Below are 22596 nucleotides of genomic sequence, written 5' to 3'. Positions count from 1 at the left end.
CAAAGGCGCTTTCAATGTGACGGATTTGTCAGGGGAACTGATGCAGACTTTTTCATATTGTCATGGTATTGTTGCGCTAAGGTAACAAAAGTTTGGTGACAGAAGGACACTATGATGATAATGGAAAAGCTGAAGACGGCGAAGGGCAAAAAGTTTCTGCTCTGTCTGCTGGGTGTGTTTATTATTGCCGCATCGGTTGTCACGCGCGCCACGATCGGTGGGGTGATTGAACAGTATGATATTCCGCTTTCTGACTGGACGACGTCGATGTATGTCATTCAGTCATCAATGATTTTCGTCTATAGCCTGGTTTTCACCGTGCTGCTGGCCATCCCGTTAGGAATTTATTTCCTCGGCGGTGAGGACAAGCATTAAAAGAAAAGGCCCAAATCATTGGGCCTTTCGTTTTTTACACAACGCGTTAGTCGTCTTCCTCGTCGTCAAGCTCAACGGGCGTCTGGTACTGGTCGGGTTTGATGACCAGCAGGTCACAACGCAGATGATCGATGACCTGTTCTGCTGTATTCCCCAGGAAGGCAGCGGAAATGCCCGTGCGGCCCACTGTACCCAGAACCACTATCCCCGCCTGCAGATGTTCCGCCAAATCGGGGATTACCTCTTCCGGTAATCCTTTCTCAACGTGTGTGACTTTCTCGTCGATACTGAATTTTTGCCGCAGCGCTTTCATTGCCAGCAGGTGCTGACCGCGAATCGCATCGTTGTAGACGCTGGGATCAAATTCCGGCAGTTCAATCGCGATGTTGATCGGCGTGACAGGGTAGGCCCCGACCAGATGCACCTCAGTATGGTTAACCTGTTCGGCGAGTTGCAGCGTCTCTTTCACCAGCTTCTCATTCAACGCATTATGGTAGGGTTCTTCACTGGCCAGGTTTACCGCCACCAGCGCTTTACCGCCTTCCGGCCAGGGTTGATCTTTCACCATCCACACCGGACTTGGGCATTTACGCAGCAGATGCCAGTCGGTAGGAGTGAAGATCACTGCTTCCAGTCGGTCATGCTGGTGCGCCATTTTCAGCACCAGATCGTGTCCGCCGCTGATCACTTCCTGAATAATGGCTTCAAAAGGACGGTTGTGCCAGACCACTTTAATTTCAACAGGAACGCCTGCTTCAATATAGTATTTTGCTTGTTCGCGTATCCACGCCGTCCGCTGACTAATGACACCCTGACGCATTGCCGTACGCTCATCAGGCGACAACAGGGTGGTCATCTCGTAGGAAAAGTCATAGATCGGCAAAAAGGCTTTAATTTTGCCACCAATCCGTTGATGCAAATAAACCGCACGCCGTAACGCAGGTTGATCGTCCTGATTCGGATCGATAACCACCAGCATGTTTTGATACATAGCCATACAGGGTCTCCTTACAACTGTCATCGCAGTTTGTAACTAAAAGAGTAACCCAAGAATGTGAATTGAAACAGGGAAGAACCTTCTGTCAGATCAATAAATCAGGAAAATTTAACGATTCGACAGAAGGGTTTCAGAAGGGTTGCGGAAAGATTAAGCAACGTTGCGGGTGTGTCCGGCGAGAACCGCCAGCGCATCACTGTTTTCGATAGTGATGTATTTCCCTTTCACCGCCAGCATTCCGCTTTTCTGGAAACGACCCAACAAACGGCTGATTGTTTCAACAGTCAGGCCCAGGTAGTTACCGATATCGCCACGGGTCATGGTCAGACGGAATTCACGTGGAGAGAAGCCACGCTGCGCAAAGCGACGAGACAGGTTATAGATAAATGCCGCCAGACGCTCTTCCGCGTTTTTCTTCGACAGCAACAGGATCATATCCTGGTCACCTTTGATCTCACCACTCATCAGACGCATCATCTGCTGACGCAGATTAGGCATTTTGCCGGACAGATCATCAAGTGTCTCAAACGGGATTTCACAGACCATTGAGGTTTCCAGTGCCTGCGCAAAACTCGGATGATGGCCGCTACCAATCGCGTCGAAACCGACCAGGTCGCCCGCGAGATGGAAGCCGGTGATTTGCTCATCGCCTTGTTCAGTAATGGTATAGCTCTTGATCGTACCGGAACGAATGGCATAGAGCGATTTCAGCTCATCACCCGCTTTAAACAGCGTCTGGCCTTTCTGGATCGGCTTTTTACGCTCGATAATATTATCAAGCTGATCAAGCTCATGCTCGTTAAGTGTGAACGGGATGCAAAGCTGGCTGATACTGCAATCCTGGCAATGGATAGCACAACCGCCAGACTGAATGCGCCGTATAATTCGCTTTTCCGGGATCATAGGTCTGCTCAAGCCGTAATTGATATTTGTCAATTTTAACATCTTTTTGGTGAGCACGTAAGTCTGAGGTCACCCCAATAGCGGATAATTCCGACATGTGTGAATAAAATATTTCTATCCCTTTGAAAAACCTTACTTTCCCTGTGGCGTCTTTACGTAAAAGTGTGAGCAAGAAGGCACGAATTGCCTGGATACTACAGCAACAGGTAACCTTCATGGCGCAACAACCACTCTTTCCGCTGCACGCCACCGGCGTAACCGGTCATGGTGCCGTTACGTCCGATCACGCGGTGGCAGGGCACCACGATGCTGATCGGATTTGAACCGTTCGCCGCGCCAACCGCTCGCGCCGCACCAGGGCGTCCCAGTTGCTCAGCCAACTGACCGTAGTGCATCACCTGACCACAAGGAATAGTGCGTAAGGTTTGCCAGACTTCCCGCTGAAAAGGAGTGCCGCCGGTGGCGGTTGGCAGCGTATCGATCGCGCTGAGGTTACCGGCAAAATAGTCGGCAAGTTTGTCGCACAGACCGCCCGGATTGGTCGCACTAATACGGGTATAACCTTGTGCGCGGTAATGAATATCCAGCAGTTGCACCATGCGCTCACTGTACTGTTCCCACTCGATAGCGCGAAGTCTGAACTGCTCGTCGCAAATGACCCAAAGTGGGCCCAGCGGGGTCATCATTTTCTCTTCCAGTAGTGTCAGCATCGGTTGCCTCGTTGGCATGCAGTCGGTGGGGCATCAACGTATCATGGTCACTGCCAGCAGTGCTATACCCCTGATTTGGGATAAAAAAATAGAGCCTGTCGACATCCGCCAGACTCTACAGTACACACAGCAGTTTATCCTTCATCTATGCCCGTTATTTTTCCTGGTGGCGGGTAATGTCTTATAGCAAGAACCGTTTAACTATGCCAGCAAACTGGAGTGATTGATTTCACGAAAATCTAAGTTAAATCAACCAGATTAAACGGCACTGCTGCACTGTTTTACTCTGAGTAAAACCAGCGTTAATTAGTAAAGCAAAGGTATGTGACACGTGGATGTTTACTGGAAGCATCTGTAAACCGTTGTCGCCCTCCAGGGGGACGGCTATGATAGTAGCTGCCTTTAAAAAGCGGGAGGACACAGCATGAATCTTGACGACAAATCGTTATTTCTTGACGCCATGGAGGATGTTCAGCCGCTGAAACGTTGCGCCGACGTACACTGGCAGCCCGTGCGCAATGTGCGGACCCCGCAACGTATTGATACACTCCAGCTTGATAATTTTCTCACCACCGGTTTTCTGGAGATCGTCCCGCTGGCGCAACCTTTAGAGTTTCGCCGTGAGGGGCTGCAACAGGGCGTACTCGATAAGCTGCGTACGGGGAAATACAGCCAGCAGGCGAGCCTCAATCTGTTGCGTCAGCCGGTGGAAGCCTGTCGTCAACAGCTGTATAGCTTTCTGCTCCAGTCGTTACGCGATGGACTGCGCAATGTGCTGATCATTCACGGTAAAGGGCGAGACGATAACTCACATGCCAACATCGTGCGCAGCTATCTGGCACGCTGGTTGACCGAATTCGACGAGGTTCAGGCCTACTGCACGGCGCTGCCACATCACGGCGGCAGCGGAGCGTGCTATGTGGCGTTGCGTAAATCCGCACAGGCGAAGCAGGAAAACTGGGAACGTCACGCCAAGCGCAGCCGTTAATGCAGTAAAAGCGACAACTCCTGCGCGGCTTTTTGGAGCTCGGGCAGTACGCGGCTGCGCAGCTCGTCCGCCGTCACCTGTCCGGCATGTACACCCACATTCAGCGCCGCCTGGACCTGACCCTGGCTGTTCATCAGCGGCACAGCAATGGACCGCAGCCCCATTTCCAGTTCCTGATCGTTGAGCGCATAGCCCTGCTGCCGGACTCTCTTCAGTTCGGCGCGCAGGGCGGGGACGGAATCCACAGTCTGCGAGGTGTAGCGGATCATGGTGATGCGCCCGAGCATGTCGTTCAGCTTTTCCTCAGAAAGATGGCTAAGCAAAACGCGTCCCATTGAGGTGGACCACGCGGGCAGCCGACTGCCGATGTCCAGATCGATGGTCATAATGCGTGAGCTGGAGGCGCGGGCGATATACAAAATATCGTCACCGTCGAGGGTGGCGATGGAACAGGATTCATTGAGCATTTCGCTCAGATGTTTCAGAACCGGTTGAGTGGCGCGAGCCAGCGGAGTGGAGGCCAGATAGGCATGTCCCAGTGCCAGGATCCGCGGACGCAGTTCGAAATTTTTCCCATCTTCGGCATAAACGAAACCCAGTTTTCCCAGCGTATACAGACAGCGTCTGACTGCCGCGCGCGGGATCCCGGTTTTCTGGCTAATCTGCGATATCGACATAACCCGTCGCTGCGGCGTGAACGCCTGAATCACCTCCAGCCCGCGTGCCAGTGATGCCATATAGTTTGGATCGCCCTTAAACGGATCGGTCTCATTGTTCAGACGGTCATCAGGATGTTTTTCCACTGTTTTCCTCTCGTTGTTCGCCACGGATCACATTCTTCGTACAAACATAAACGATGTTCGATTATCGCACCATATTTCGATTATCGCCCTTGCCTGACTTCGTTAAGTGGGTCACATTTTGTGCGAACAACGCAAAAATGTGCGAAATCCGCACCACAAGGAGCGAGCTGATGATTGATAAAAGTGTGCCTTCGCTGGAGGAGGCCATCGCCGGGATCCCGGACGGTGCGACCATCATGATTGGTGGTTTTGGTACGGCCGGACAACCCACCACATTGATTGATGCGCTCATCGCGCAGGGGGCTCGCGACCTTACCATCATCAATAACAATGCGGGTAACGGTGAAGTCGGTCTGGCGGCACTGTTGAAGGCCAGACGCGTACGCAAAATGATCTGCTCTTTTCCGCGTCAGGTGGATTCACAGATTTTCGATGACCTGTATCGCCGTGGCGAGGTTGAACTGGAGCTGGTACCTCAGGGGAATCTGGCGGCGCGCATTCAGGCTGCCGGTGCTGGCCTGGGGGCTATCTATACGCCAACAGGCTACGGTACGCCGCTGGCTGAAGGCAAAGAAACCCGCCACATCGAAGGGAAAAACTATGTGCTCGAATACCCGATTAACGCCGATTTTGCCCTGATAAAGGCGCATCAGGCCGATCGCTGGGGGAATCTGGTGTACCGCAAAGCGGCACGAAACTTTGGTCCGATCATGGCGACCGCCGCGCAAACCACGGTGGTGGAGGTGAATCAGATTGTCCCTCTCGGCGAGCTTGATCCCGAGCACGTCATCACGCCGGGGATTTTTGTCCAGCGCGTATTTTCTCTGGAAAACCTCACCCACGCCGCGCTGCGGGCCTAAGGAGTAAACGATGAAGAAATTATCCCGTGACGAAATGGCCAGACGCGTAGCGCAGGATATCCCGGAAGGGGCATACGTCAATCTGGGGATTGGTTTACCAACCCGTATCGCCAACTACCTGCCTGCGGAAAAAGAGATTTTCCTGCACAGTGAAAATGGCCTGCTCGGGATGGGGCCAAAACCGGCGGAAGGGGAAGAAGATCCGGAGCTGATTAATGCCGGGAAAGAGTACGTCACGCTGTTGCAGGGCGGTTGCTATTTCCACCATGGTGACTCCTTCGCCATGATGCGCGGCGGGCACCTGGATATCTGCGTGCTGGGGGCGTATCAGGTCTCAGTCTCCGGGGATCTCGCCAACTGGAGCACCGGCGCGCCGGACGCCATTCCCGCCGTGGGCGGCGCGATGGATCTGGCGATCGGCGCGCGTCAGGTATTTGTGATGATGGACCATCTGACCCGCGACGGCGAGTGCAAACTGGTTGAACACTGTACCTATCCCTTAACCGGCATGGGCTGCGTCAGCCGCATTTATACCGACCTGGCGGTGATCGACATTACCGATTCGGGACCGGTTGTCCGGGAAATTTTCAATGGTCTGTCTTTTGAGGAACTGCAACGTCTGACGCCGGTGACTCTGAGCTGTGAACCGCTGGCGCAAAGCGCATAAGGAACTATGATGAATCAGGCATTTATCTGCGATGCAGTGCGCACACCGTTTGGTCGATTCGGCGGAACGCTGGCGAACATCAGGGCCGACGATCTGGCCGCTATTCCACTGAAAGCACTGCTTGAACGCAACCCAGGCCTTGATCCTGCGGCGATCGATGACGTGATTTACGGCTGTGCGAATCAGGCGGGAGAAGATAACCGCAACGTGGCGCGGATGGCGCTGCTGCTGGCCGGGTTGCCGGAAAGCGTCCCGGGCAGTACGGTAAACCGTCTGTGTGGTTCCAGCCTCGATGCCATTGGTATTGCCGCGAGAGCGATTAAAAGCGGCGAAACACAGCTGATGATCGCCGGTGGCGTGGAGAGCATGTCACGTGCGCCGTTTGTGATGGGCAAAGCGGAAAATGCGTTCAGCCGCAACATGAAAATCGAAGACACTACGATTGGCTGGCGCTTTATCAACGCGCAAATGAAAGCCCGCTATGGCGTGGATTCTATGCCGGAAACGGCAGAAAACGTGGCGCAGGAGTTTGGCATAACGCGCGCCGATCAGGATGCGTTTGCGCTGCGCAGCCAGTTGAGAACCGCTGCCGCTCAGGAGCAGGGGCTATTTGCACAAGAGTTAATTTCAGTGACAGTGTCACAAAAAAGAGGCGAGCCGCTGCTTTTTGGCAAAGATGAACATCCGCGTGCGACATCGCTGGAGGCGCTCGCCAGGCTGAAAGGGGTCGTCCGTCCTGACGGTACCGTGTCGGCGGGCAATGCGTCTGGCGTTAACGACGGTGCCTGTGCGCTCCTCATCGCCAGCGAGCAGGCGATGGCGCAGCAAAGTCTGCACCCACTGGCGCGGATTGTCGGCGTGGCAACTGCCGGCGTCGCCCCGCGAATTATGGGGTTTGGCCCGGCGCCAGCGGTCCGTAAAGTACTGGCGCAGACGGGCTTAACGCTTGGCCAGATGGATGTTATCGAGCTTAACGAGGCGTTTGCCGCGCAGGCACTGGCGGTGATGCGTGATTTGGGGTTACCCGATGATGCCGCGCAGGTGAATCCTAACGGCGGTGCGATTGCCCTCGGTCACCCGTTGGGGGCATCAGGTGGGCGTCTGGCGATGACCGCCGCTTACCAGTTGCAGCGTACCGGCGGACGCTATGCACTCTGTACCATGTGCATTGGCGTCGGCCAGGGGATCGCATTGATTATTGAACGTGTGTAAGGAGCAGGAATGACCTTGCTAACCCCGTTGATGCGCGGAACGGCGCTCACGGCAGAATTTTCAGACATCCAGCTTCTTCAGGGGATGCTCGATTTTGAGGCCGCGCTTGCCCGTGCGCAGGCGGCCTGCGGCGTGATACCGGCAACGGCTGTCGGGCCTATCACCCAGGCTTGTCATGCGCAGGAGTTTGATCGACAAGCACTGGCAGAATCGGCGCGGGCGGCGGGCAATCTGGCCATTCCGTTGGTGCAACACTTAACCGCGCGGGTGAAGCGTGAGGATCCTGACGCCGCACGTTACGTACACTGGGGGGCAACCAGCCAGGATGTGATCGATACCGGACTGGTCCTGCAATTGCGAGTGGCGCTCAATCACACGCAATGTGCGCTGAGTCAATTGACGGCGGTCTTTGCTCAGCAGGCGCATCGCTATCAGCATACCGTCATGCCGGGTCGCACCTGGATGCAGCAGGCGCTGCCGGTGACCTGGGGGCTAAAACTGGCCGGTACGCTTGATGCGCTGCTGCGCTGGCAGGAACGCCTGCAATCGCTGTTGCCGCGTGTACTGGTGCTGCAGTTTGGCGGTGCGGCGGGAACGCTGGCGTCACTTGGGCAGAACGCGCTACCGGTGGCAGAGCGACTCGCGCAGGAACTGGCGTTGACGTTGCCAGATACGCCCTGGCATACCCAGCGCGATCGGCTGCTGGAAGTGGGGGCATGGTACGCCGGTGTCGGCGGTACTCTCGGTAAGTTTGCTCAGGACTTCGCGCTGCTGATGCAGACCGAAGTGGCGGAAGTGAGCGAACCCGCCGTCGCGGGTCGGGGCGGATCGTCGGCGATGCCGCACAAGCGAAATCCGGTGAGCTGCGCGGCGATCCTCACTGCCATGCAGAAAACGCCGGGACTGATGGCCACACTCTACAACAGTCAGTTACAGCAGCATGAACGTGCGCTCGGCGGCTGGCAGGCAGAATGGGAAGTTCTGCCGGAGATCGTCATGCTGGTCGGGCACGCAATTGAGGAAACCCAATCGCTCGTCCTGAATATGAAGGTCTTCCCGCAAAAGATGCGTGACAATCTGGATATCACTCAGGGCCTGATGATGGCGGAATCGGTCACGCTGGCATTGGCGGCGTTTATCGGCAAGCAGGATGCCCATCATCTGATTGAAAGGCTGTGCCATCGCGCGGTGACAAGCGGTCATTCCCTGCATTCGGTACTCGTTGAGGAGCCGCAGGTGATGGCCCATCTTAATGAATCTCAACTGGTGGCGTTACTGGACCCAGGCACGGCAACGGGCTGCGCGGCGCAGTTTGTGCAACGCGTGCTTGCACGTTATGAGGAACAACAGCATGGAACTGAATTACCAGATTGATGGCCCGGACGACGCGCCGGTGGTAGTGCTATCCAATTCTCTCGGTACGACGCTTGCGATGTGGGCGCCACAGCTTGCGGCGCTGAGCGCGCAATATCGAGTGCTGCGTTATGACACCCACGGACATGGCGCGACGAAGAATGCGGGGCCAACCGATCTCGCCCGGCTGGGGCAGGATGTGATTGCGTTACTCGATCACCTGGATATCCCGGCAGCGCATTTTTGCGGGATCTCAATGGGAGGACTCACCGGGCTGTGGCTGGCCTGTCATCAGCCGCAACGATTGCTGAGCGTAACAGTGATTAACAGCGCTGCACGTATAGGCGACGAGGCGAGTTGGCGCGCCCGCGCGCAAAGCGTTCGTCAGAATGGACTGCGCGAGATTGCCGCCAGCGCCCCGGAACGCTGGTTCAGCCCTGCTTTTCGTCAGTCGGCACCGCAAACGGTCGCCGCATTGTGTGAGCAACTCGCCGCGTCGTCAGCCGAAGGGTACGCCGCCTGCTGTGAAGCGCTGGCAACGGCCGATTTGCGTGAGCAAATTGCCGGGATCACACGGCCAGTGCTGCTGATTGCCGGTGAAAATGACCCCGTCACCACGGTGGACGACGCTCAGTTTATGCACCAGCGTATTGCCGGTTCTGTACTGGCTGTGGTGAAGGCGTCCCATTTATCCACTATTGAAGCGCCGGGTGCGGTGAACGCGGCGTTGTTATCGTTTCTGGGAGGACAATATGCAGGATGAAGAACGTTATCAGCAGGGAATGGCCGTACGCAGGGCGGTTCTGGGCGATGCGCATGTTGACAGGACGGTGGAAAACCTGACGCCGCTGAATGAAGAATTTCAACACTTTATTACCCGTTATGCCTGGGGCGATATCTGGAGCCGCCCCGGACTGGATCGGCATACGCGCAGTATGATAACCATTGCGATGCTGATTGCGTTAAACCGCGAAGCGGAGCTAAAAATGCATCTCAATGCCGCGTTCAACAACGGCGTGACGCGTGAGGAGTTGAAAGAGCTGATCATGCATTCGGCACTTTATTGCGGTCTGCCCGCCGCCAATGCGACATTGCATCTGGCACAGCAAGTTTTTGACCAGCGCGACGCCGACGGGAAGTAAATCAGGCCCCCGGCGGCGGTGCGTGTCGTCGGGGACGCTGTTTCTCAGGCGGCCAGTACCCGGTTTCTGCCATCATTTTTGGCCCGGTAAAGCGCAGCATCCATCCGCTTAAACAGTTCATCGATACTTTCGTTCGGTTCGCGGTGGGCCACGCCAATGCTCACGGTAAAGCGCGGTAGGCCGGGAAGCCCGATTTTCGCGACCGACGCGCGGATGGATTCGGCTAACTGCAACGCGGTCTCCAGCGGCGTGCGCGGTAACAACAGGACAAACTCCTCGCCGCCCCAGCGAAACACTAAATCCCCTTTGCGTGCGCAGGACTCCAGGTTTCGCGCCAGCTCGCAGAGAACCTCATCGCCTTTCAGGTGACCATACAGGTCATTAATGCTTTTAAACCGATCGGTATCAATGAGCAGCAGGCTGTAGTCCTGTGCCAGGGTGAGATGCTGCATCTGCCCCTGTTCGGTCAGTTGATAGAACTGGCGGCGATTGAGCAGTCCGGTGAGTGCGTCATGCAGGGCGGCGCGCTCCAGTTCCTGTTCAAGACGTTTCTGCTCGGTAATATCGTGAATGATGCACAACATCAGTCTGTCGCCGTAGATTTCAATCGGCCCGGCATAGGTTTGCACATGGCGGGTGGTGCCATCGGCAATTTTATGGACAAAATTCAGCGGTTTATGCCCACCCGGCAGTCGCGCAATTTCATGCATAACAGGCAGAACCTGGCGACCCAACATATTGATTTCCCATGTGTGTTTTTGGCACATCGCCTCCAGGCTGTAGCCGTAGAAATTGAGCGCCGCCAGGTTGGCGTCGACAATCAGACCATCTCTTGACGGATCGATCAGCAGCATAGGGGCGGAGTTCGTGAGAAAAAATCGGGCATAAAATCCCTGCTTTTTACGCTGATAGGTGGCAGACCGGCTGGCTTTCAACCCCTGTACCGCCGGGATATCAATGCCTTCGAACAGAATGACTTCACCGGTTCCTGGCAGATCGTTAATCGATAACCGACAGGTGAGTGCGGCCTGATGATTTTCACGAGGCACCGTCAGAATCTCGACAATATCCCGCTGGCGGCGAAGATCGGTAATATAGTTCGGCAACGTATTCTGCGCATGGGTGGAATACACCCCTTTACGCAGCTGGCTGAAGGTGTACCCTTGCATCACCTCTCTGGCGATACGATTGGCAAAAACTAATTCTTCGGTACAGGGGGAGACGATCCAGACCGGCTGTGTTAATAAATCCAGTGCATTCAGGTTGTGCGCAATCATCAGTAATCCTGTTCTTTTTATTAATTATTGTGCGACCATGCCGATGAAATGCATTGACCAGATCCCCATACCAAGCGTAATACCGCCCGATAAGCGCCAGAATGCCGATTCTCGCCGCACAGAAATAGCCACTTTACACGCGCACGCTGTCGAGGGAGACAAATGCAGCGATGAACGCAACAAGAAACGAGATGCTGATTCAAACGGGCGCCCATGATACGTGCAACATCTGGCTTTCCATCGAATGTCTGTCGTGCAGTTAAATTTAGCAGGGATTCATCCATTCGCATGAGAAATGAAAGGTCAGCTACTGGAATTTTTGCCCACCTCATTAACGTCCAGAGGCGAAAAGCGGCAAGAGCACGAGTGCGCTTATTAACACGTTATGAAATCTAATCATTTAAGCCAGATTAAACGTTCATCAATGATGAGTGTCGTATCACTTAATTGTTAAGCAGTAGAATCGCTTGGGAGGGTAAGGGAAAGCGGCCTCACCTCATGATGAACAATAAGAATAAGGTAAACTTAATCGGCAATATCCTTCTTTAAGGTAAATTTTATGGATCTCTGCGTGAAGTTTGGACAGAGAGCGGAACGAGAAGAATATATGCTTTTCTGATGCTATATAAATATGACCTGCCATATTAACCTCTAACAGGTTTAAAATGTTAAAACACATTAGCGTCAGAACATTTATTATCGTATTTCTGCTATTTACCTTTGGCCTGATTAACACTGTGCAAATAATGTACTCGGTCAGGCTGCCGGTTATTATTTCAATGAACGTGATTTTTTTGTTGGCGTTATTCGCCTTATGGTGCTACATGACAATATATCTTGTCACGCCCATTAATACCGTAAAGAAAAGTATTGAACAGGTGACAGCGGGAAATCTCGCCGTTTATATTCCCGAATTTGGTAATAACTGTGCCGGGAGACTGATTCCGGGTATCAACAGCTTATCCGGCAGTATCGCGACGCTGGTACGTGAGATCCGACTTTCCTCGAAGACGGCGCTGTTGTTGTCAGAGCAACTGGCCGCCCGTAGCGCTGAATTATCCGTAAAAACGGAGCAGCAGTCTGCCTCTTTAATCCAGACGGCGGCCAGCATGGAACAGATGGCCGCCAGTACGCGTAACAACGCTGACCACACGCGACTCGCTAACCAGCAGGCCAATAGCGCGATGCAATGTGCATACAAAGGCAGCGAATTAATGATTCAGGTTGCCAGCAACATGCATTCGATTACGACTTGTACCCAGCAAATGACAGAAATAATTACCCTGATTGATGATATTGCGTTTCAGACCAATATTCTGGCCCTGAATGCCGCAGTCGAAGCGGCGCGCGCCGGTGAGCAGGGAAAAGGATTTTCCGTGGTGGCGACGGAGGTGCGAAATCTGGCGCACAGAAGTGCCGAAGCCGCAAAAAATATTCGGGGGCTTATCGACGTCACCCATCAAAATGTGCAGCAAGGCGCAACGGTTGTGGGCGAGACAGAAAAGAATATGCAGGAAATCGTCCAGGGCGCTGGGCAGTTAAGTCAGTTGATGCATGAAATATCAACCACCACGGCGGAACAGGAAAAAGGAATAAATCAGATAGCCCAGGCAATGAATGAACTGGAAAAAGTTACTCAAAGTAACGCGTTGATGGTGGATGAATTATCCGGATCGTCGGATGTACTGAAATCACAGGTTGTCGATCTCCAGTCGAAAACCCATCAGTTCCGTTTAAGTGATGCAACAGAAGTGATTTCTCCCTCAGCGCACAAGCGCTACACTCGCGGGTTTTCATAAGTCCTGATAACACATTGGGAGAATGAGTGGTTGCTTAACATGCGTCGACAGCTAGACTAACCAGAAAAGCGCGAAGTATGGGAGGCAAAATGGAAGCCATTAAAGGGTCTCAAGTTAGTGTGCCGGATGCAGTATTTGCCTGGTTGCTGGATGGCAAGGGCGGTGTGAAACCGCTGGAAGATGATGATGTGATCAGCCGTGAGCATCCGTGCTGGCTGCATCTGAACTACACGCATCCGGACAGCGCGCAATGGCTGGCGACGACGCCGCTACTGCCGAATAATGTCAGGGATGCGCTGGCGGGGGAAAGCCTTCGTCCACGCGTCAGTCGTCTGGGTGAAGGGACGCTTATTACGCTGCGCTGCATCAATGGCAGCACGGATGAGCGCCCGGACCAACTGGTGGCGATGCGTCTGTATATGGATGAACGGCTGATTGTCTCCACGCGTCAGCGGAAGGTGCTGGCGCTCGACGATGTCGTCAGCGATCTCCAGGAAGGCACCGGGCCAGTTGACTGCGGCGGTTGGCTGGTGGACGTATGCGATGCGCTGACCGATCACGCCAGTGAATTTATCGAACAGTTACACGATAAAATCATCGATCTTGAAGACAATCTGCTCGATCAGCAAATCCCGCCGCGCGGCTTCCTCGCGTTATTACGAAAACAACTGATTGTGATGCGCCGCTATATGGCGCCGCAACGCGATGTCTATTCGCGACTGGCCAGCGAGCGTCTGGCGTGGATGACGGACGATCAGCGACGCCGGATGCAAGATATTGCCGACCGACTGGGCAGGGGGCTGGATGAAATTGATGCCTGTATCGCCCGCACGGGCGTTATGGCGGATGAAATTGCCCAGGTAATGCAGGAGTCGCTGGCAAGACGTACCTATACCATGTCATTGATGGCGATGGTTTTCCTTCCCAGCACGTTTCTGACCGGACTGTTCGGCGTCAATCTCGGCGGCATACCCGGTGGAGGGTGGCAATTTGGCTTTTCACTCTTTTGTATTCTGTTAGTGGTTCTGATTGGTGGTGTTACTTTATGGTTGCATCGTAGTAAATGGTTGTAAAAACGGGTGTTTTAAGAGATTTCTCTGCCTAAAAACGGCTTTAAGATTGAGCGAAGTCAATAAATAGCACGCCTGTTCGGGGCAATATCACTCTTGCAGGTGAATGCAACGTCAAGCGATGGGCGTTGCGCTCCATATTGTCTTACTTCCTTTTTTGAATTACTGCATAGCACAATTGATTCGTACGACGCCGACTTAAATAAGTCGGCTTTTTTTTGCCTGTACGTTTTCAGCGACTACCCTGAAAGGGAGCCAATGAAATCCCGGAGGCAAAAATGTTCCATCTGTTAACTCACCGCCAACAAGACATTCATTTCTCGGATCCCGTTCCCACCGATCCCGTTCCTGTGCCCGATCCGATCCCACGTCCACAGCCGATGCCCGACCCGCCGCCCGACGAAGTACCGATTAAGTTGTCGCATCACAGCCGCAGATCTGCGAGGATACGCGCCTGCCGACTGTGAGTCGTTTACCGTGAGATTAAATTGTGACTGCTTTTGCTACCCTGAATGTATTACCCGCCGCCCAGCTCGAGAATCTGAACGAGTTGGGGTATCTGTCCATGACCCCCGTCCAGGCGGCGGCGCTGCCAGCGATCCTTGCCGGGCAGGATGTGCGGGTGCAGGCAAAAACTGGCAGCGGTAAAACGGCAGCATTTGGTCTCGGTTTGTTACAGCATATTGATGCCACTCTGTTTCAGACGCAGTCGCTGGTTCTGTGCCCGACGCGCGAACTGGCGGATCAGGTGGCCGCTGAACTACGTCGTCTGGCGCGTTTCTTACCGAATACCAAAATCCTGACGCTTTGCGGTGGTCAACCCTTCGGAGCACAGCGCGATTCTCTTCAGCACGCGCCGCATATTATCGTCGCCACGCCTGGTCGTTTGCTCGACCATTTGCAAAAGGGCACCGTTTCGCTGGACGCGTTGACCACGCTGGTGATGGATGAAGCAGACCGGATGCTGGATATGGGATTCAGTGAGGCAATCGACGAGGTGATCCGTTTCGCGCCCGCGTCGCGTCAGACGCTATTGTTTTCGGCCACCTGGCCGGAAGCGATTGCCGCAATCAGCGGTCGCGTGCAGCGAAATCCGCTCGCTATCGAAATTGACACGGTGGATGCGCTCCCCGCCGTCGAACAGCAATTCTTTGAAACCTCTGCGCACGGTAAGATACCGCTGTTGCAAACGTTGCTCAGTCAGCATCAGCCGGCTTCCTGCGTGGTGTTCTGTAATACTAAAAAGGATTGTCAGGCGGTGTGCGATGCGCTCAATGAGGCCGGGCAAAGCGCGCTGGCGCTTCATGGCGATCTGGAACAGCGAGACCGCGATCAGACGCTGGTGCGTTTTGCCAACGGCAGCGCGCGGGTGCTGGTGGCGACGGATGTTGCGGCCCGCGGGCTTGATATCAAATCGCTGGAGCTGGTGGTGAATTTCGAACTGGCGTGGGATCCGGAGGTGCACGTCCACCGGATTGGCCGTACCGCGCGCGCCGGGAACAGCGGTCTGGCTATCAGTTTTTGTGCTCCGGAAGAGGCGCAGCGGGCGAATATTCTCTCTGAAATGCTGCAGATCCGCCTTAACTGGGTCCCTGCGCCAACGCAACGCAGCATCGCGCCGCTGGTCGCCGAAATGGCGACATTGTGTATCGACGGTGGCAAGAAAGCCAAAATGCGACCAGGCGATGTGCTGGGGGCGTTAACTGGAGATATGGGTCTGGATGGCGCGGACATTGGCAAAATTACCGTGCATCCGGCGCATGTCTATGTGGCGGTCCGTCAGTCGGTCGCGCATAAGGCATGGAAACAACTGCAGAATGGGAAGATTAAAGGTAAAACCTGTCGGGTGCGTTTACTGAAATAAACCCGAGTTGGGCCGGAGATGAAAACGATCCGGCCCATGGCTATTACTTCACTTCGACAACGTTCAGGCGAAGTTCATCAAGCTGATTATCGTCTTCTTCCGGTTGCCAGCCTGCAGGCTGGAGCGGGATCTCTTCACGATCAAATGCCAGATCGCCGCCATCAATAACGTCAGAACCGTGCTTAATCCCTTTGAAGTCGAACAGGTTAATGTCGCTCAGGTGTGAAGGCACCACGTTCTGCATGGCGCTGAACATGGTTTCAATACGGCCTGGATAACGCTTATCCCAGTCACGCAGCATATCGGCAATCACCTGACGTTGCAGGTTTGGTTGCGAACCGCACAGGTTGCAAGGGATGATCGGGAAGCCTTTGGCTTCAGCAAAGCGTTCGATATCCTTCTCACGGCAGTAAGCCAGTGGGCGGATCACGATATGTTTACCATCATCGCTCATCAGTTTCGGCGGCATCCCTTTCATTTTCCCGCCGTAGAACATATTCAGGAACAGGGTTTGCAGAATGTCGTCGCGATGGTGACCCAGCGCAATTTTAGTCGCACCCAGTTCCGTCGCCGTGCGATACAGAATACCGCGACGCAGGCGTGAACAAAGAGAGCAGGTGGTTTTGCCTTCCGGGATCTTATCTTTCACGATCCCATACGTGTTCTCTTCAACTATTTTGTACTCAACGCCCAGTTGCTCAAGATACTCAGGCAGAATGTGTTCAGGGAAACCGGGTTGTTTCTGATCCAGGTTAACGGCAACCAGCGAAAAGCTAATCGGGGCGCTTTGCTGTAGATTGCGCAAAATTTCCAGCATGGTGTAGCTGTCTTTACCACCGGACAGGCAGACCATGATCCGGTCGCCATCTTCAATCATATTGAAATCGGCAATCGCTTCGCCGACGTTACGGCGCAGACGTTTCTGCAATTTATTCAGGTTGTACTGTTCTTTCTTCGTCGCTTGTTGATTTTCTAACATTATTTACTGTCTCGAACACCGGAAAGGGGCATGTCACGACACGCGTATCACCGTGCCAGTTTTGCGTTTCGCCTGGCAGTCTGCTCGTCGTCAATACGTCGATTCAGGCTACGTCAATTTCATATACCACCTGCGCGCGTTTCATGCCCCATCGGGTTTGCAATAAAAGACGTGAACGCTTCGGTTGAGCGAAGCCTACAGGCAAAAGTATGTCGCGTATGGTACGGATTACGGCGACGAATACCAGCACCTTTTACACGTCCGACGGTAAACGGCTTAAACTTACTTCTGAATTCTGGTCAGACAATGATTTTCTGTCACTGGTGCGACGCTGACGATGATTAGCCTGGTCACGGTGCGACAGAATCAGGGCATTACGGAGCCCGCAAAAAGTCAATACGCCATTCTGGAGCGTAATGATCATATTTCCGTTATTCCTGATGAAAGCTAAGGAGAAGAAGGATGAATGAAGCAGCCTATAACGAAGCGAAAACCACCGGCGAACTCACGAAACAGCTAGCCAATATGTTCATTGACCGAGGATTATCGTTAACCACCGCTGAGTCCTGCACCGGCGGTAATCTGGCGACGGCACTCTGTGCGGAATCCGATACCGCCGCCTTTTATGATATTGGCGTTATTACCTTTAGTGACAGGGCGAAGCAGACACTGCTCGGCGTACAGGCCAGTACGCTGGAAAAATATACCGCAGTGAGTGAACAGACGGTCAAAGAGATGTCCACGGGCATACGCGAGCGTGCCGGGACCGATATCAGCATTGCCATCAGTGGGTACGCCGGTCCGGACGGTGGGGAAGACGGAACGCCCGCCGGAACGGTCTGGTTTGCGTGGAATCTCCGCGGCGAGATTGTCACAAAGCGCGAGCTTTTTTCTGGTGAGTGTCAGGATGTTATCGAAAAAGCAGTCCGTTTCAGCCTTGCAGTACTCCTGGAAGAGATCTCTGCCTGGGAGGGGCGTTGACCCCAGTGATCAATACGCTCTGCGATCTGACGCTCAATGATAGCCTTCACCCCCGGAAACCTTGCCACGGAAAACAAAGTAGCTCCAGGCGGTGTACATCAAAATGACCGGGATAATCAGCAGGGTTCCCACCAGCATAAACCGTTGGCTGGCAGGCGGTGCTGCCGCCTCCCACAGCGTGATATGCGGTGGGATAATATGCGGCCATAAGCTGATGCCCAGCCCGCTGAAGCCGAGGAAAATCAAACCCAGCGTCAGAATAAAGGGTCGCGCATGGCTGTTCATCTCTGCGCTCAGTCGCCAAATCCACAGGCTCAATACCAGTACAAGAATGGGCACCGGGACAAACCAGAAGAAATTGGGCAGGGTAAACCACCGTTCGGCGATAGCGGGCCAGCCGAGCGGCGTCCAGACGCTCACCACCGCAATAACCCCCAACAGGGCGAGGAGGACTTTACGGGTCAGAACGCGCATTCGCGCTTGCAGCGAACCCTCGCTTTTCATAATCAGCCAACTGGTGCCGAGCAGCAGATAGGCGACGATCAGGCCGACGCCGCAAAAGAGGTTGAAGGGGGTGAGCCAGTCCAGTGCTGAACCCGCAAAACGGCGTTCTGTCACCTCGAAGCCGTTAATCACCGCGCCCACCACAATGCCCTGGCTGAATGTCGCGAGCAGCGAACCGCCGGCAAAGGCGTAATCCCAGAATGGTCGGTGGGAAGGGGTCGCCTTAAAACGAAACTCAAAGGCCACGCCACGAAAAATCAGACCGATGAGCATCATTGTCAGCGGAATCGCCAGTGCGTCGGTGATCACCGCATAGGCCAGCGGGAACGCGCCAAAAAGGCCCGCGCCGCCGAGCACCAGCCAGGTCTCATTACCGTCCCAGACGGGTGCCACGCTGTTTACCATCACGTCACGCTCACCAGCGTCGTGAACCACGCTGAACAACATCCCAATGCCCAGATCGAAACCATCCATCACGATGTACATCAGGGTGGCAAAGATAATGATGACAAACCACATTACGGTGATATCGATACCCATTACACCTTCTCCTCTTCATCCGTCACCGGTTCTGCCGCCGAGAGGGGGCGAGCCGGGGTGCCATCCGTTTGTGACGTCAGTTCACTGACAGGTTGCGGACCTTTGCGAATGAGCCTGAAAATGTAGTAATAGCCCACGCCAAAAACAGCACAGTAGACGATGATAAAGACCAGCAAGCTGATGACCATTTGCATCGTGCTGTGTAATGACACCGCATCGCGGGTGCGTAAGAATCCGTAGATCACCCACGGTTGACGTCCTGCTTCCGTCGTGACCCAACCCGCTAACAGCGCCAGTAGTCCGGCAGGGCCCATTCCCAGCGCAAACCACAGGAACGGGCGAGACTGATACAGGCGCTGGCGCCAGCGCAGCCAGACGCTACAGAGACCCAGCGCAATCATGAGTAAACCTATGCCCACCATGATACGAAACGACCAGAAGACAACAGGGGAGTTAGGGCGATCTTCTTTGGGATAATCCTTCAGCGCAGGAACCTGTTTATCCAGACTGTGGGTCAGGATCAGACTACCCAGCGCCGGGATCTCCAGACCGTATTTTGTGCGCTCCTCTTCCATGTCCGGCATCCCCAACAGCAAGAGCGGCGTAGCCTCGCCGGGTGTGTTTTCCCAGTGGCCTTCGATAGCGGCGATTTTTACCGGCTGATGCTCAAGGGTATTGAGACCGTGCATATCGCCGACCACCGCCTGAATCGGCGCGACGATTAACGCCATCCACATCGCCATGGAAAACATTTTGCGGATGGCCGGCGTGTCGTTGCCGCGAAGTAAATGCCAGGCGGCAGAGGCTCCCACAAACATCGCGCTACTCAGGAAGGCGGCGATCGACATATGGAACAGACGATACGGAAAGGAGGGGTTGAAAATGATCGCCATCCAGTCCTGCGGGATCACGTGACCGTTTTCAATGCTGAAACCTTGCGGCGTCTGCATCCAGCTGTTTGACGCGAGGATCCAGAAAGTGGACATCAGCGTTCCCAGTGCCACCATGCAGGTGGTGAAAAAATGCAGCGCTGGAGAAACTCTGTTCCAGCCAAACAGCATCACGCCCAGAAAACCCGCCTCCAGGAAGAAGGCGGTGAGCACTTCGTAAAGCAGCAGTGGGCCGGTAATACTGCCGGCAAACTGGGAAAATCCGCTCCAGTTTGTGCCGAACTGGTAGGCCATCACCAGACCGGAAACGACGCCCATGCCAAAATTGACGGCAAAGATTTTTAGCCAGAAGTTGTAAAGCGAACGCCAGAGGTTGTTGTGCGTGCGCAGCCACATTCCTTCCAGTACCACCAGATAGCTGGCCAGCCCGATGGTAATCGCCGGGAAAAGAATGTGAAAAGAGACAGTGAAGGCGAACTGAAAACGGGCCAGATGAAAAGCATCAAGTTCAGGCACGGTATGCTACCCCATGACAAAGCGCTGCCATAAGCAGAGCGCAACAAAACTGTTTTTTCTTACCAACCAATAACCTCGGGCGCGGTTATCGTTTCTCCGCACTTTTATTGATATTACCGACCGCCAGGTCAGTTAATTTCAAATCGGTTTCTTTTTCTTCTTCAAGCGTTTGCGCCAGAAGTTTTACCGCGGCGGGATAGCCCAACTGTTCGGCGAGGGTTGCCAGCGTGCCGTAACTGGCAATTTCATAGTGCTCAACTTTTTGGGCGGCCGCAATTAATGCAGCATCGCGAACTTCATTTTTTTCTGTACTTTCGATGACTTCATTGGCTTCTTCAATTAAGCCTTCCATCGCTGCGCATTTCATGCGTTTAATCTTAATCTTCGGTTCCTGTTCGATTATCTGGTCTATACGCGCAATTTGCCCTTGAGTTTCTTCCAGGTGCGCATTAAACGCGGCGCTGAGTTTTTCGTCAGAGGCCGCGCGGGCCAGTTTCGCCAGACCACGGGTTAATTGTTTTTCCGCGCTATAGGTGTCTGAAAGTAAATGGATGAAAACATCCTCGAGCGTTTTCATATTCATAACATCCTCTCCCGGTTCAGAAAAAATAACTGCGAGTCTACAGACAGACCCGCAGGACACTTTATTTATTAAAGGCTAAAGCAGTCTTACAATCAGGAGTTATCAGACTTACGTCCGCCACTATGGCTGTTCTGACCGCCTTTTTTCCCTGCTTCGGATGCACGCTGCGGATCGTTTTTGAAGTTCCCGCCGCTGTGCTGACCGCCTTTTTTACCCGCTTCAGATGCTTTATCACGGTCTTCTGCGAAATTACCGGAACCACCACGATGCTCTGCCATATCTCACCTCTTGTATATCGGTTATGTCAGTCAGATACAAAAATGTAATTTGTATCCGTCGTTGTTCAGGGCTTAAAGTTAGCGGCTATCCGCGAGGAGTCAAATTTCCACAGAAAATCAGAAAAAATTGACGGGTTACTTTTCAATATATTATCGAAAACACCCGCCTCGCTTATTTTATGGGGGTTTTGTAAATGTTGGTATGTAACTGTCTGAGCGCAGGGCGATTAAAAAAATAGTCTTCAGAATAAAACAGTATTCATTAAGAGGCGGCGTTTGAATGACCGAAAATTAATCACTCAGACGGCTTTGAGAACCTTCTCGCCAATTTTGTTCTACGCTTAAAAGTCCGTAGGAAAAATAACGAGAGGTAAACGCATGGCTGACCAGAATAATCAAAAGCAGATCACCAATAAAACGCATTCTGAGCATTTTCCGGCTCCGCCATTTCCGCACCAAAAACAACCTTTTCCAGGACTTGCCAGTAAAATGCAGCCTCGTCCCGATCATGGCGAAGAGAGCTATCAAGGGAGCGGCAGGCTTAATGGCAAGAAAGTCTTAATCACTGGGGGCGATTCCGGTATTGGTCGCGCGGTGGCGATTGCTTATGCGCGGGAAGGTGCCGATGTGGCAATTAATTATTTACCTGATGAAGAAGAAGATGCCCGTGAAGTGGTTGAACTGATTCAAAAAGCAGGCAGGAACGTGGCCGCGATTCCGGGTGATATCCGCGATGAAACCTTCTGCCAGACGCTGGTTAACCAGGCGGTAGATGCGTTAGGCGGGCTGGATATCCTGGTGAATAACGCGGGGCGCCAGCAATTCTGTGAGTCAATTGACGATCTCACTACCGAAGCGTTTGATGCCACGTTCAAGACCAATGTTTACGCGACATTCTGGATTACGAAGGCTGCACTTCGTCATCTCTCATCGGGCAGTGTGATCATTAACACCACCTCAGTCCAGGCGTACGAACCGAGCGATATCCTGTTGGATTATGCGCAAACCAAAGCGGCGATCGCCGTCTTCACCAAATCGCTGGCGAAACAACTGGCGCCGAAGGGGATTCGGGTTAACGCCGTCGCGCCGGGTCCCTACTGGACGGTGTTGCAGTGCTGCGGAGGTCAGCCACAGGAAAAAATCGAGAAATTTGGCGCGCAGTCCCCGCTTGGTCGACCCGGTCAACCGGCGGAGATCGCACCGCTGTATGTCACGCTGGCGGCACCAGAGAACAGCTACACGTCCGGTCAGGTCTGGTGTTCAGACGGTGGCACCGGGACCTTATAAAGCGCGGTTTGCCAGCCA

Annotated in this window: 24 protein-coding genes and 3 pseudogenes; 15 read left to right on the top strand and 12 right to left on the bottom strand. The window is 53.8% G+C overall.

Annotated elements, in window-relative coordinates; all coding sequences use genetic code 11:
* The first annotated feature begins 114 nt into the window (after window positions 1–114).
* Window positions 115–375, top strand: a complete 261-nt coding sequence (locus KI228_RS11575; protein WP_043001925.1) for a DUF2534 family protein — start codon at window positions 115–117, stop codon at window positions 373–375.
* A 46-nt stretch (window positions 376–421) separates the two neighbouring features.
* Here the strand turns inward: KI228_RS11575 and uspE are convergent, their stop codons facing one another.
* The 3 genes from uspE to ogt form a co-directional block, all read right to left on the bottom strand.
* Window positions 422–1372 carry a universal stress protein UspE gene (uspE, locus tag KI228_RS11570; protein ID WP_043000578.1) on the bottom strand — a complete coding sequence of 317 codons (951 nt, stop codon included), beginning with the start codon at window positions 1370–1372 and terminating at the stop codon, window positions 422–424.
* A 150-nt stretch (window positions 1373–1522) separates the two neighbouring features.
* Window positions 1523–2275, bottom strand: coding sequence for a fumarate/nitrate reduction transcriptional regulator Fnr (gene fnr, locus KI228_RS11565; RefSeq protein WP_003020397.1), 753 nt, complete (start codon window positions 2273–2275; stop codon window positions 1523–1525).
* 194 nt (window positions 2276–2469) lie between these two features.
* A complete protein-coding gene (ogt, locus tag KI228_RS11560) occupies window positions 2470–2985 on the bottom strand; it encodes a methylated-DNA--[protein]-cysteine S-methyltransferase (protein WP_043000579.1) in 516 nt (171 codons plus the stop codon).
* A 424-nt stretch (window positions 2986–3409) separates the two neighbouring features.
* Between ogt and smrA the strand changes: the two genes are divergently transcribed.
* Window positions 3410–3973, top strand: a complete 564-nt coding sequence (smrA, locus tag KI228_RS11555) for a DNA endonuclease SmrA (RefSeq protein ID WP_043000580.1) — start codon at window positions 3410–3412, stop codon at window positions 3971–3973.
* Here smrA and KI228_RS11550 read toward each other — a convergent pair.
* Complete coding sequence (locus KI228_RS11550) at window positions 3970–4776, bottom strand: IclR family transcriptional regulator domain-containing protein (RefSeq protein WP_054176228.1); 807 nt, start codon at window positions 4774–4776, stop codon at window positions 3970–3972. The genes smrA and KI228_RS11550 overlap by 4 nt on opposite strands.
* Window positions 4777–4946: 170 nt before the next feature.
* Here KI228_RS11550 and KI228_RS11545 point away from each other — a divergent pair, with 170 nt between their 5' ends.
* The 6 genes from KI228_RS11545 to pcaC are packed head-to-tail and all read left to right on the top strand — an operon-like array spanning window position 4947 to window position 10010.
* Window positions 4947–5636 carry a 3-oxoacid CoA-transferase subunit A gene (locus KI228_RS11545; RefSeq protein WP_044257772.1) on the top strand — a complete coding sequence of 230 codons (690 nt, stop codon included), beginning with the start codon at window positions 4947–4949 and terminating at the stop codon, window positions 5634–5636.
* Between the two features lie 10 nt (window positions 5637–5646).
* Window positions 5647–6303: a 3-oxoacid CoA-transferase subunit B gene (locus tag KI228_RS11540; RefSeq protein WP_054176227.1), complete on the top strand. Its 657-nt coding sequence runs from the start codon at window positions 5647–5649 to the stop codon at window positions 6301–6303.
* A gap of 9 nt (window positions 6304–6312) precedes the next feature.
* Window positions 6313–7515: a 3-oxoadipyl-CoA thiolase gene (gene pcaF, locus KI228_RS11535; RefSeq protein WP_044257775.1), complete on the top strand. Its 1203-nt coding sequence runs from the start codon at window positions 6313–6315 to the stop codon at window positions 7513–7515.
* Between the two features lie 9 nt (window positions 7516–7524).
* On the top strand, window positions 7525–8889 hold the full coding sequence (locus KI228_RS11530; RefSeq protein ID WP_061070069.1) for a 3-carboxy-cis,cis-muconate cycloisomerase: 1365 nt from the start codon (window positions 7525–7527) through the stop codon (window positions 8887–8889).
* Complete coding sequence (pcaD, locus tag KI228_RS11525) at window positions 8867–9631, top strand: 3-oxoadipate enol-lactonase (protein ID WP_061070070.1); 765 nt, start codon at window positions 8867–8869, stop codon at window positions 9629–9631. The genes KI228_RS11530 and pcaD overlap by 23 nt, the downstream gene beginning before the upstream one ends.
* A complete protein-coding gene (gene pcaC / locus KI228_RS11520; protein ID WP_043000587.1) occupies window positions 9621–10010 on the top strand; it encodes a 4-carboxymuconolactone decarboxylase in 390 nt (129 codons plus the stop codon). Before pcaD ends, pcaC begins: the two co-directional genes overlap by 11 nt.
* 44 nt (window positions 10011–10054) lie before the next feature.
* Here the strand turns inward: pcaC and KI228_RS11515 are convergent, their stop codons facing one another.
* Together KI228_RS11515 and KI228_RS11510 are read right to left on the bottom strand one after the other, a co-directional pair.
* Window positions 10055–11287 carry a sensor domain-containing diguanylate cyclase gene (locus tag KI228_RS11515; RefSeq protein WP_043000588.1) on the bottom strand — a complete coding sequence of 411 codons (1233 nt, stop codon included), beginning with the start codon at window positions 11285–11287 and terminating at the stop codon, window positions 10055–10057.
* Between the two features lie 30 nt (window positions 11288–11317).
* Window positions 11318–11486, bottom strand: a pseudogene (locus KI228_RS11510) (hypothetical protein); the annotation flags it as partial.
* A gap of 466 nt (window positions 11487–11952) precedes the next feature.
* On the opposite strand from KI228_RS11510, the gene KI228_RS11505 reads away from it, so the two are divergent.
* The 4 genes from KI228_RS11505 to dbpA all read left to right on the top strand — a co-directional run bounded on the left by KI228_RS11505 (window position 11953) and on the right by dbpA (window position 16020).
* Window positions 11953–13086, top strand: a complete 1134-nt coding sequence (locus KI228_RS11505) for a methyl-accepting chemotaxis protein (protein WP_061070071.1) — start codon at window positions 11953–11955, stop codon at window positions 13084–13086.
* A gap of 89 nt (window positions 13087–13175) precedes the next feature.
* On the top strand, window positions 13176–14159 hold the full coding sequence (zntB, locus tag KI228_RS11500) for a zinc transporter ZntB (protein WP_043000590.1): 984 nt from the start codon (window positions 13176–13178) through the stop codon (window positions 14157–14159).
* Window positions 14160–14434: 275 nt separating this feature from the next.
* The gene (gene ynaL, locus KI228_RS24485; protein WP_071888396.1) at window positions 14435–14623 is read left to right on the top strand and encodes a proline-rich small protein YnaL; all 189 of its coding nucleotides are present in this window, start codon (window positions 14435–14437) and stop codon (window positions 14621–14623) included.
* A gap of 23 nt (window positions 14624–14646) precedes the next feature.
* On the top strand, window positions 14647–16020 hold the full coding sequence (gene dbpA, locus KI228_RS11495) for an ATP-dependent RNA helicase DbpA (RefSeq protein ID WP_061070072.1): 1374 nt from the start codon (window positions 14647–14649) through the stop codon (window positions 16018–16020).
* A 43-nt stretch (window positions 16021–16063) separates the two neighbouring features.
* Here the strand turns inward: dbpA and ttcA are convergent, their stop codons facing one another.
* Window positions 16064–16999 carry a tRNA 2-thiocytidine(32) synthetase TtcA gene (gene ttcA, locus KI228_RS11490; protein ID WP_043000592.1) on the bottom strand — a complete coding sequence of 312 codons (936 nt, stop codon included), beginning with the start codon at window positions 16997–16999 and terminating at the stop codon, window positions 16064–16066.
* A 47-nt stretch (window positions 17000–17046) separates the two neighbouring features.
* A pseudogene (locus KI228_RS24295) lies at window positions 17047–17256 on the bottom strand (site-specific integrase); the annotation flags it as partial.
* 89 nt (window positions 17257–17345) lie between these two features.
* On the opposite strand from KI228_RS24295, the pseudogene KI228_RS24515 reads away from it, so the two are divergent.
* Window positions 17346–17450 (top strand): annotated as a pseudogene (locus KI228_RS24515) (DUF421 domain-containing protein); the annotation flags it as partial.
* An 11-nt stretch (window positions 17451–17461) separates the two neighbouring features.
* A complete protein-coding gene (locus tag KI228_RS11485; RefSeq protein ID WP_061070073.1) occupies window positions 17462–17980 on the top strand; it encodes a 2-oxo-tetronate isomerase in 519 nt (172 codons plus the stop codon).
* 33 nt (window positions 17981–18013) lie between these two features.
* Here the strand turns inward: KI228_RS11485 and cydB are convergent, their stop codons facing one another.
* From cydB to KI228_RS11465, 4 genes are all read right to left on the bottom strand, one after another.
* Window positions 18014–19024, bottom strand: a complete 1011-nt coding sequence (gene cydB, locus KI228_RS11480; RefSeq protein ID WP_044257787.1) for a cytochrome d ubiquinol oxidase subunit II — start codon at window positions 19022–19024, stop codon at window positions 18014–18016.
* The gene (locus KI228_RS11475) at window positions 19024–20430 is read right to left on the bottom strand and encodes a cytochrome ubiquinol oxidase subunit I (protein ID WP_061070074.1); all 1407 of its coding nucleotides are present in this window, start codon (window positions 20428–20430) and stop codon (window positions 19024–19026) included. The genes cydB and KI228_RS11475 overlap by 1 nt, the downstream gene beginning before the upstream one ends.
* Window positions 20431–20515: 85 nt before the next feature.
* On the bottom strand, window positions 20516–21013 hold the full coding sequence (locus tag KI228_RS11470; RefSeq protein ID WP_061070075.1) for a YciE/YciF ferroxidase family protein: 498 nt from the start codon (window positions 21011–21013) through the stop codon (window positions 20516–20518).
* 92 nt (window positions 21014–21105) lie between these two features.
* Complete coding sequence (locus tag KI228_RS11465) at window positions 21106–21291, bottom strand: con-10 family general stress protein (protein ID WP_043000597.1); 186 nt, start codon at window positions 21289–21291, stop codon at window positions 21106–21108.
* 378 nt (window positions 21292–21669) lie between these two features.
* Between KI228_RS11465 and KI228_RS11460 the strand changes: the two genes are divergently transcribed.
* On the top strand, window positions 21670–22578 hold the full coding sequence (locus KI228_RS11460; protein ID WP_061070076.1) for an SDR family oxidoreductase: 909 nt from the start codon (window positions 21670–21672) through the stop codon (window positions 22576–22578).
* Window positions 22579–22596 lie beyond the last annotated feature (18 nt).

This window comes from Citrobacter amalonaticus, assembly GCF_018323885.1.
Classification (GTDB): domain Bacteria; phylum Pseudomonadota; class Gammaproteobacteria; order Enterobacterales; family Enterobacteriaceae; genus Citrobacter_A; species Citrobacter_A amalonaticus.
Note: the sequence above shows the minus strand (reverse complement) of the source record. Positions and strands in the feature narration are given on the sequence as shown.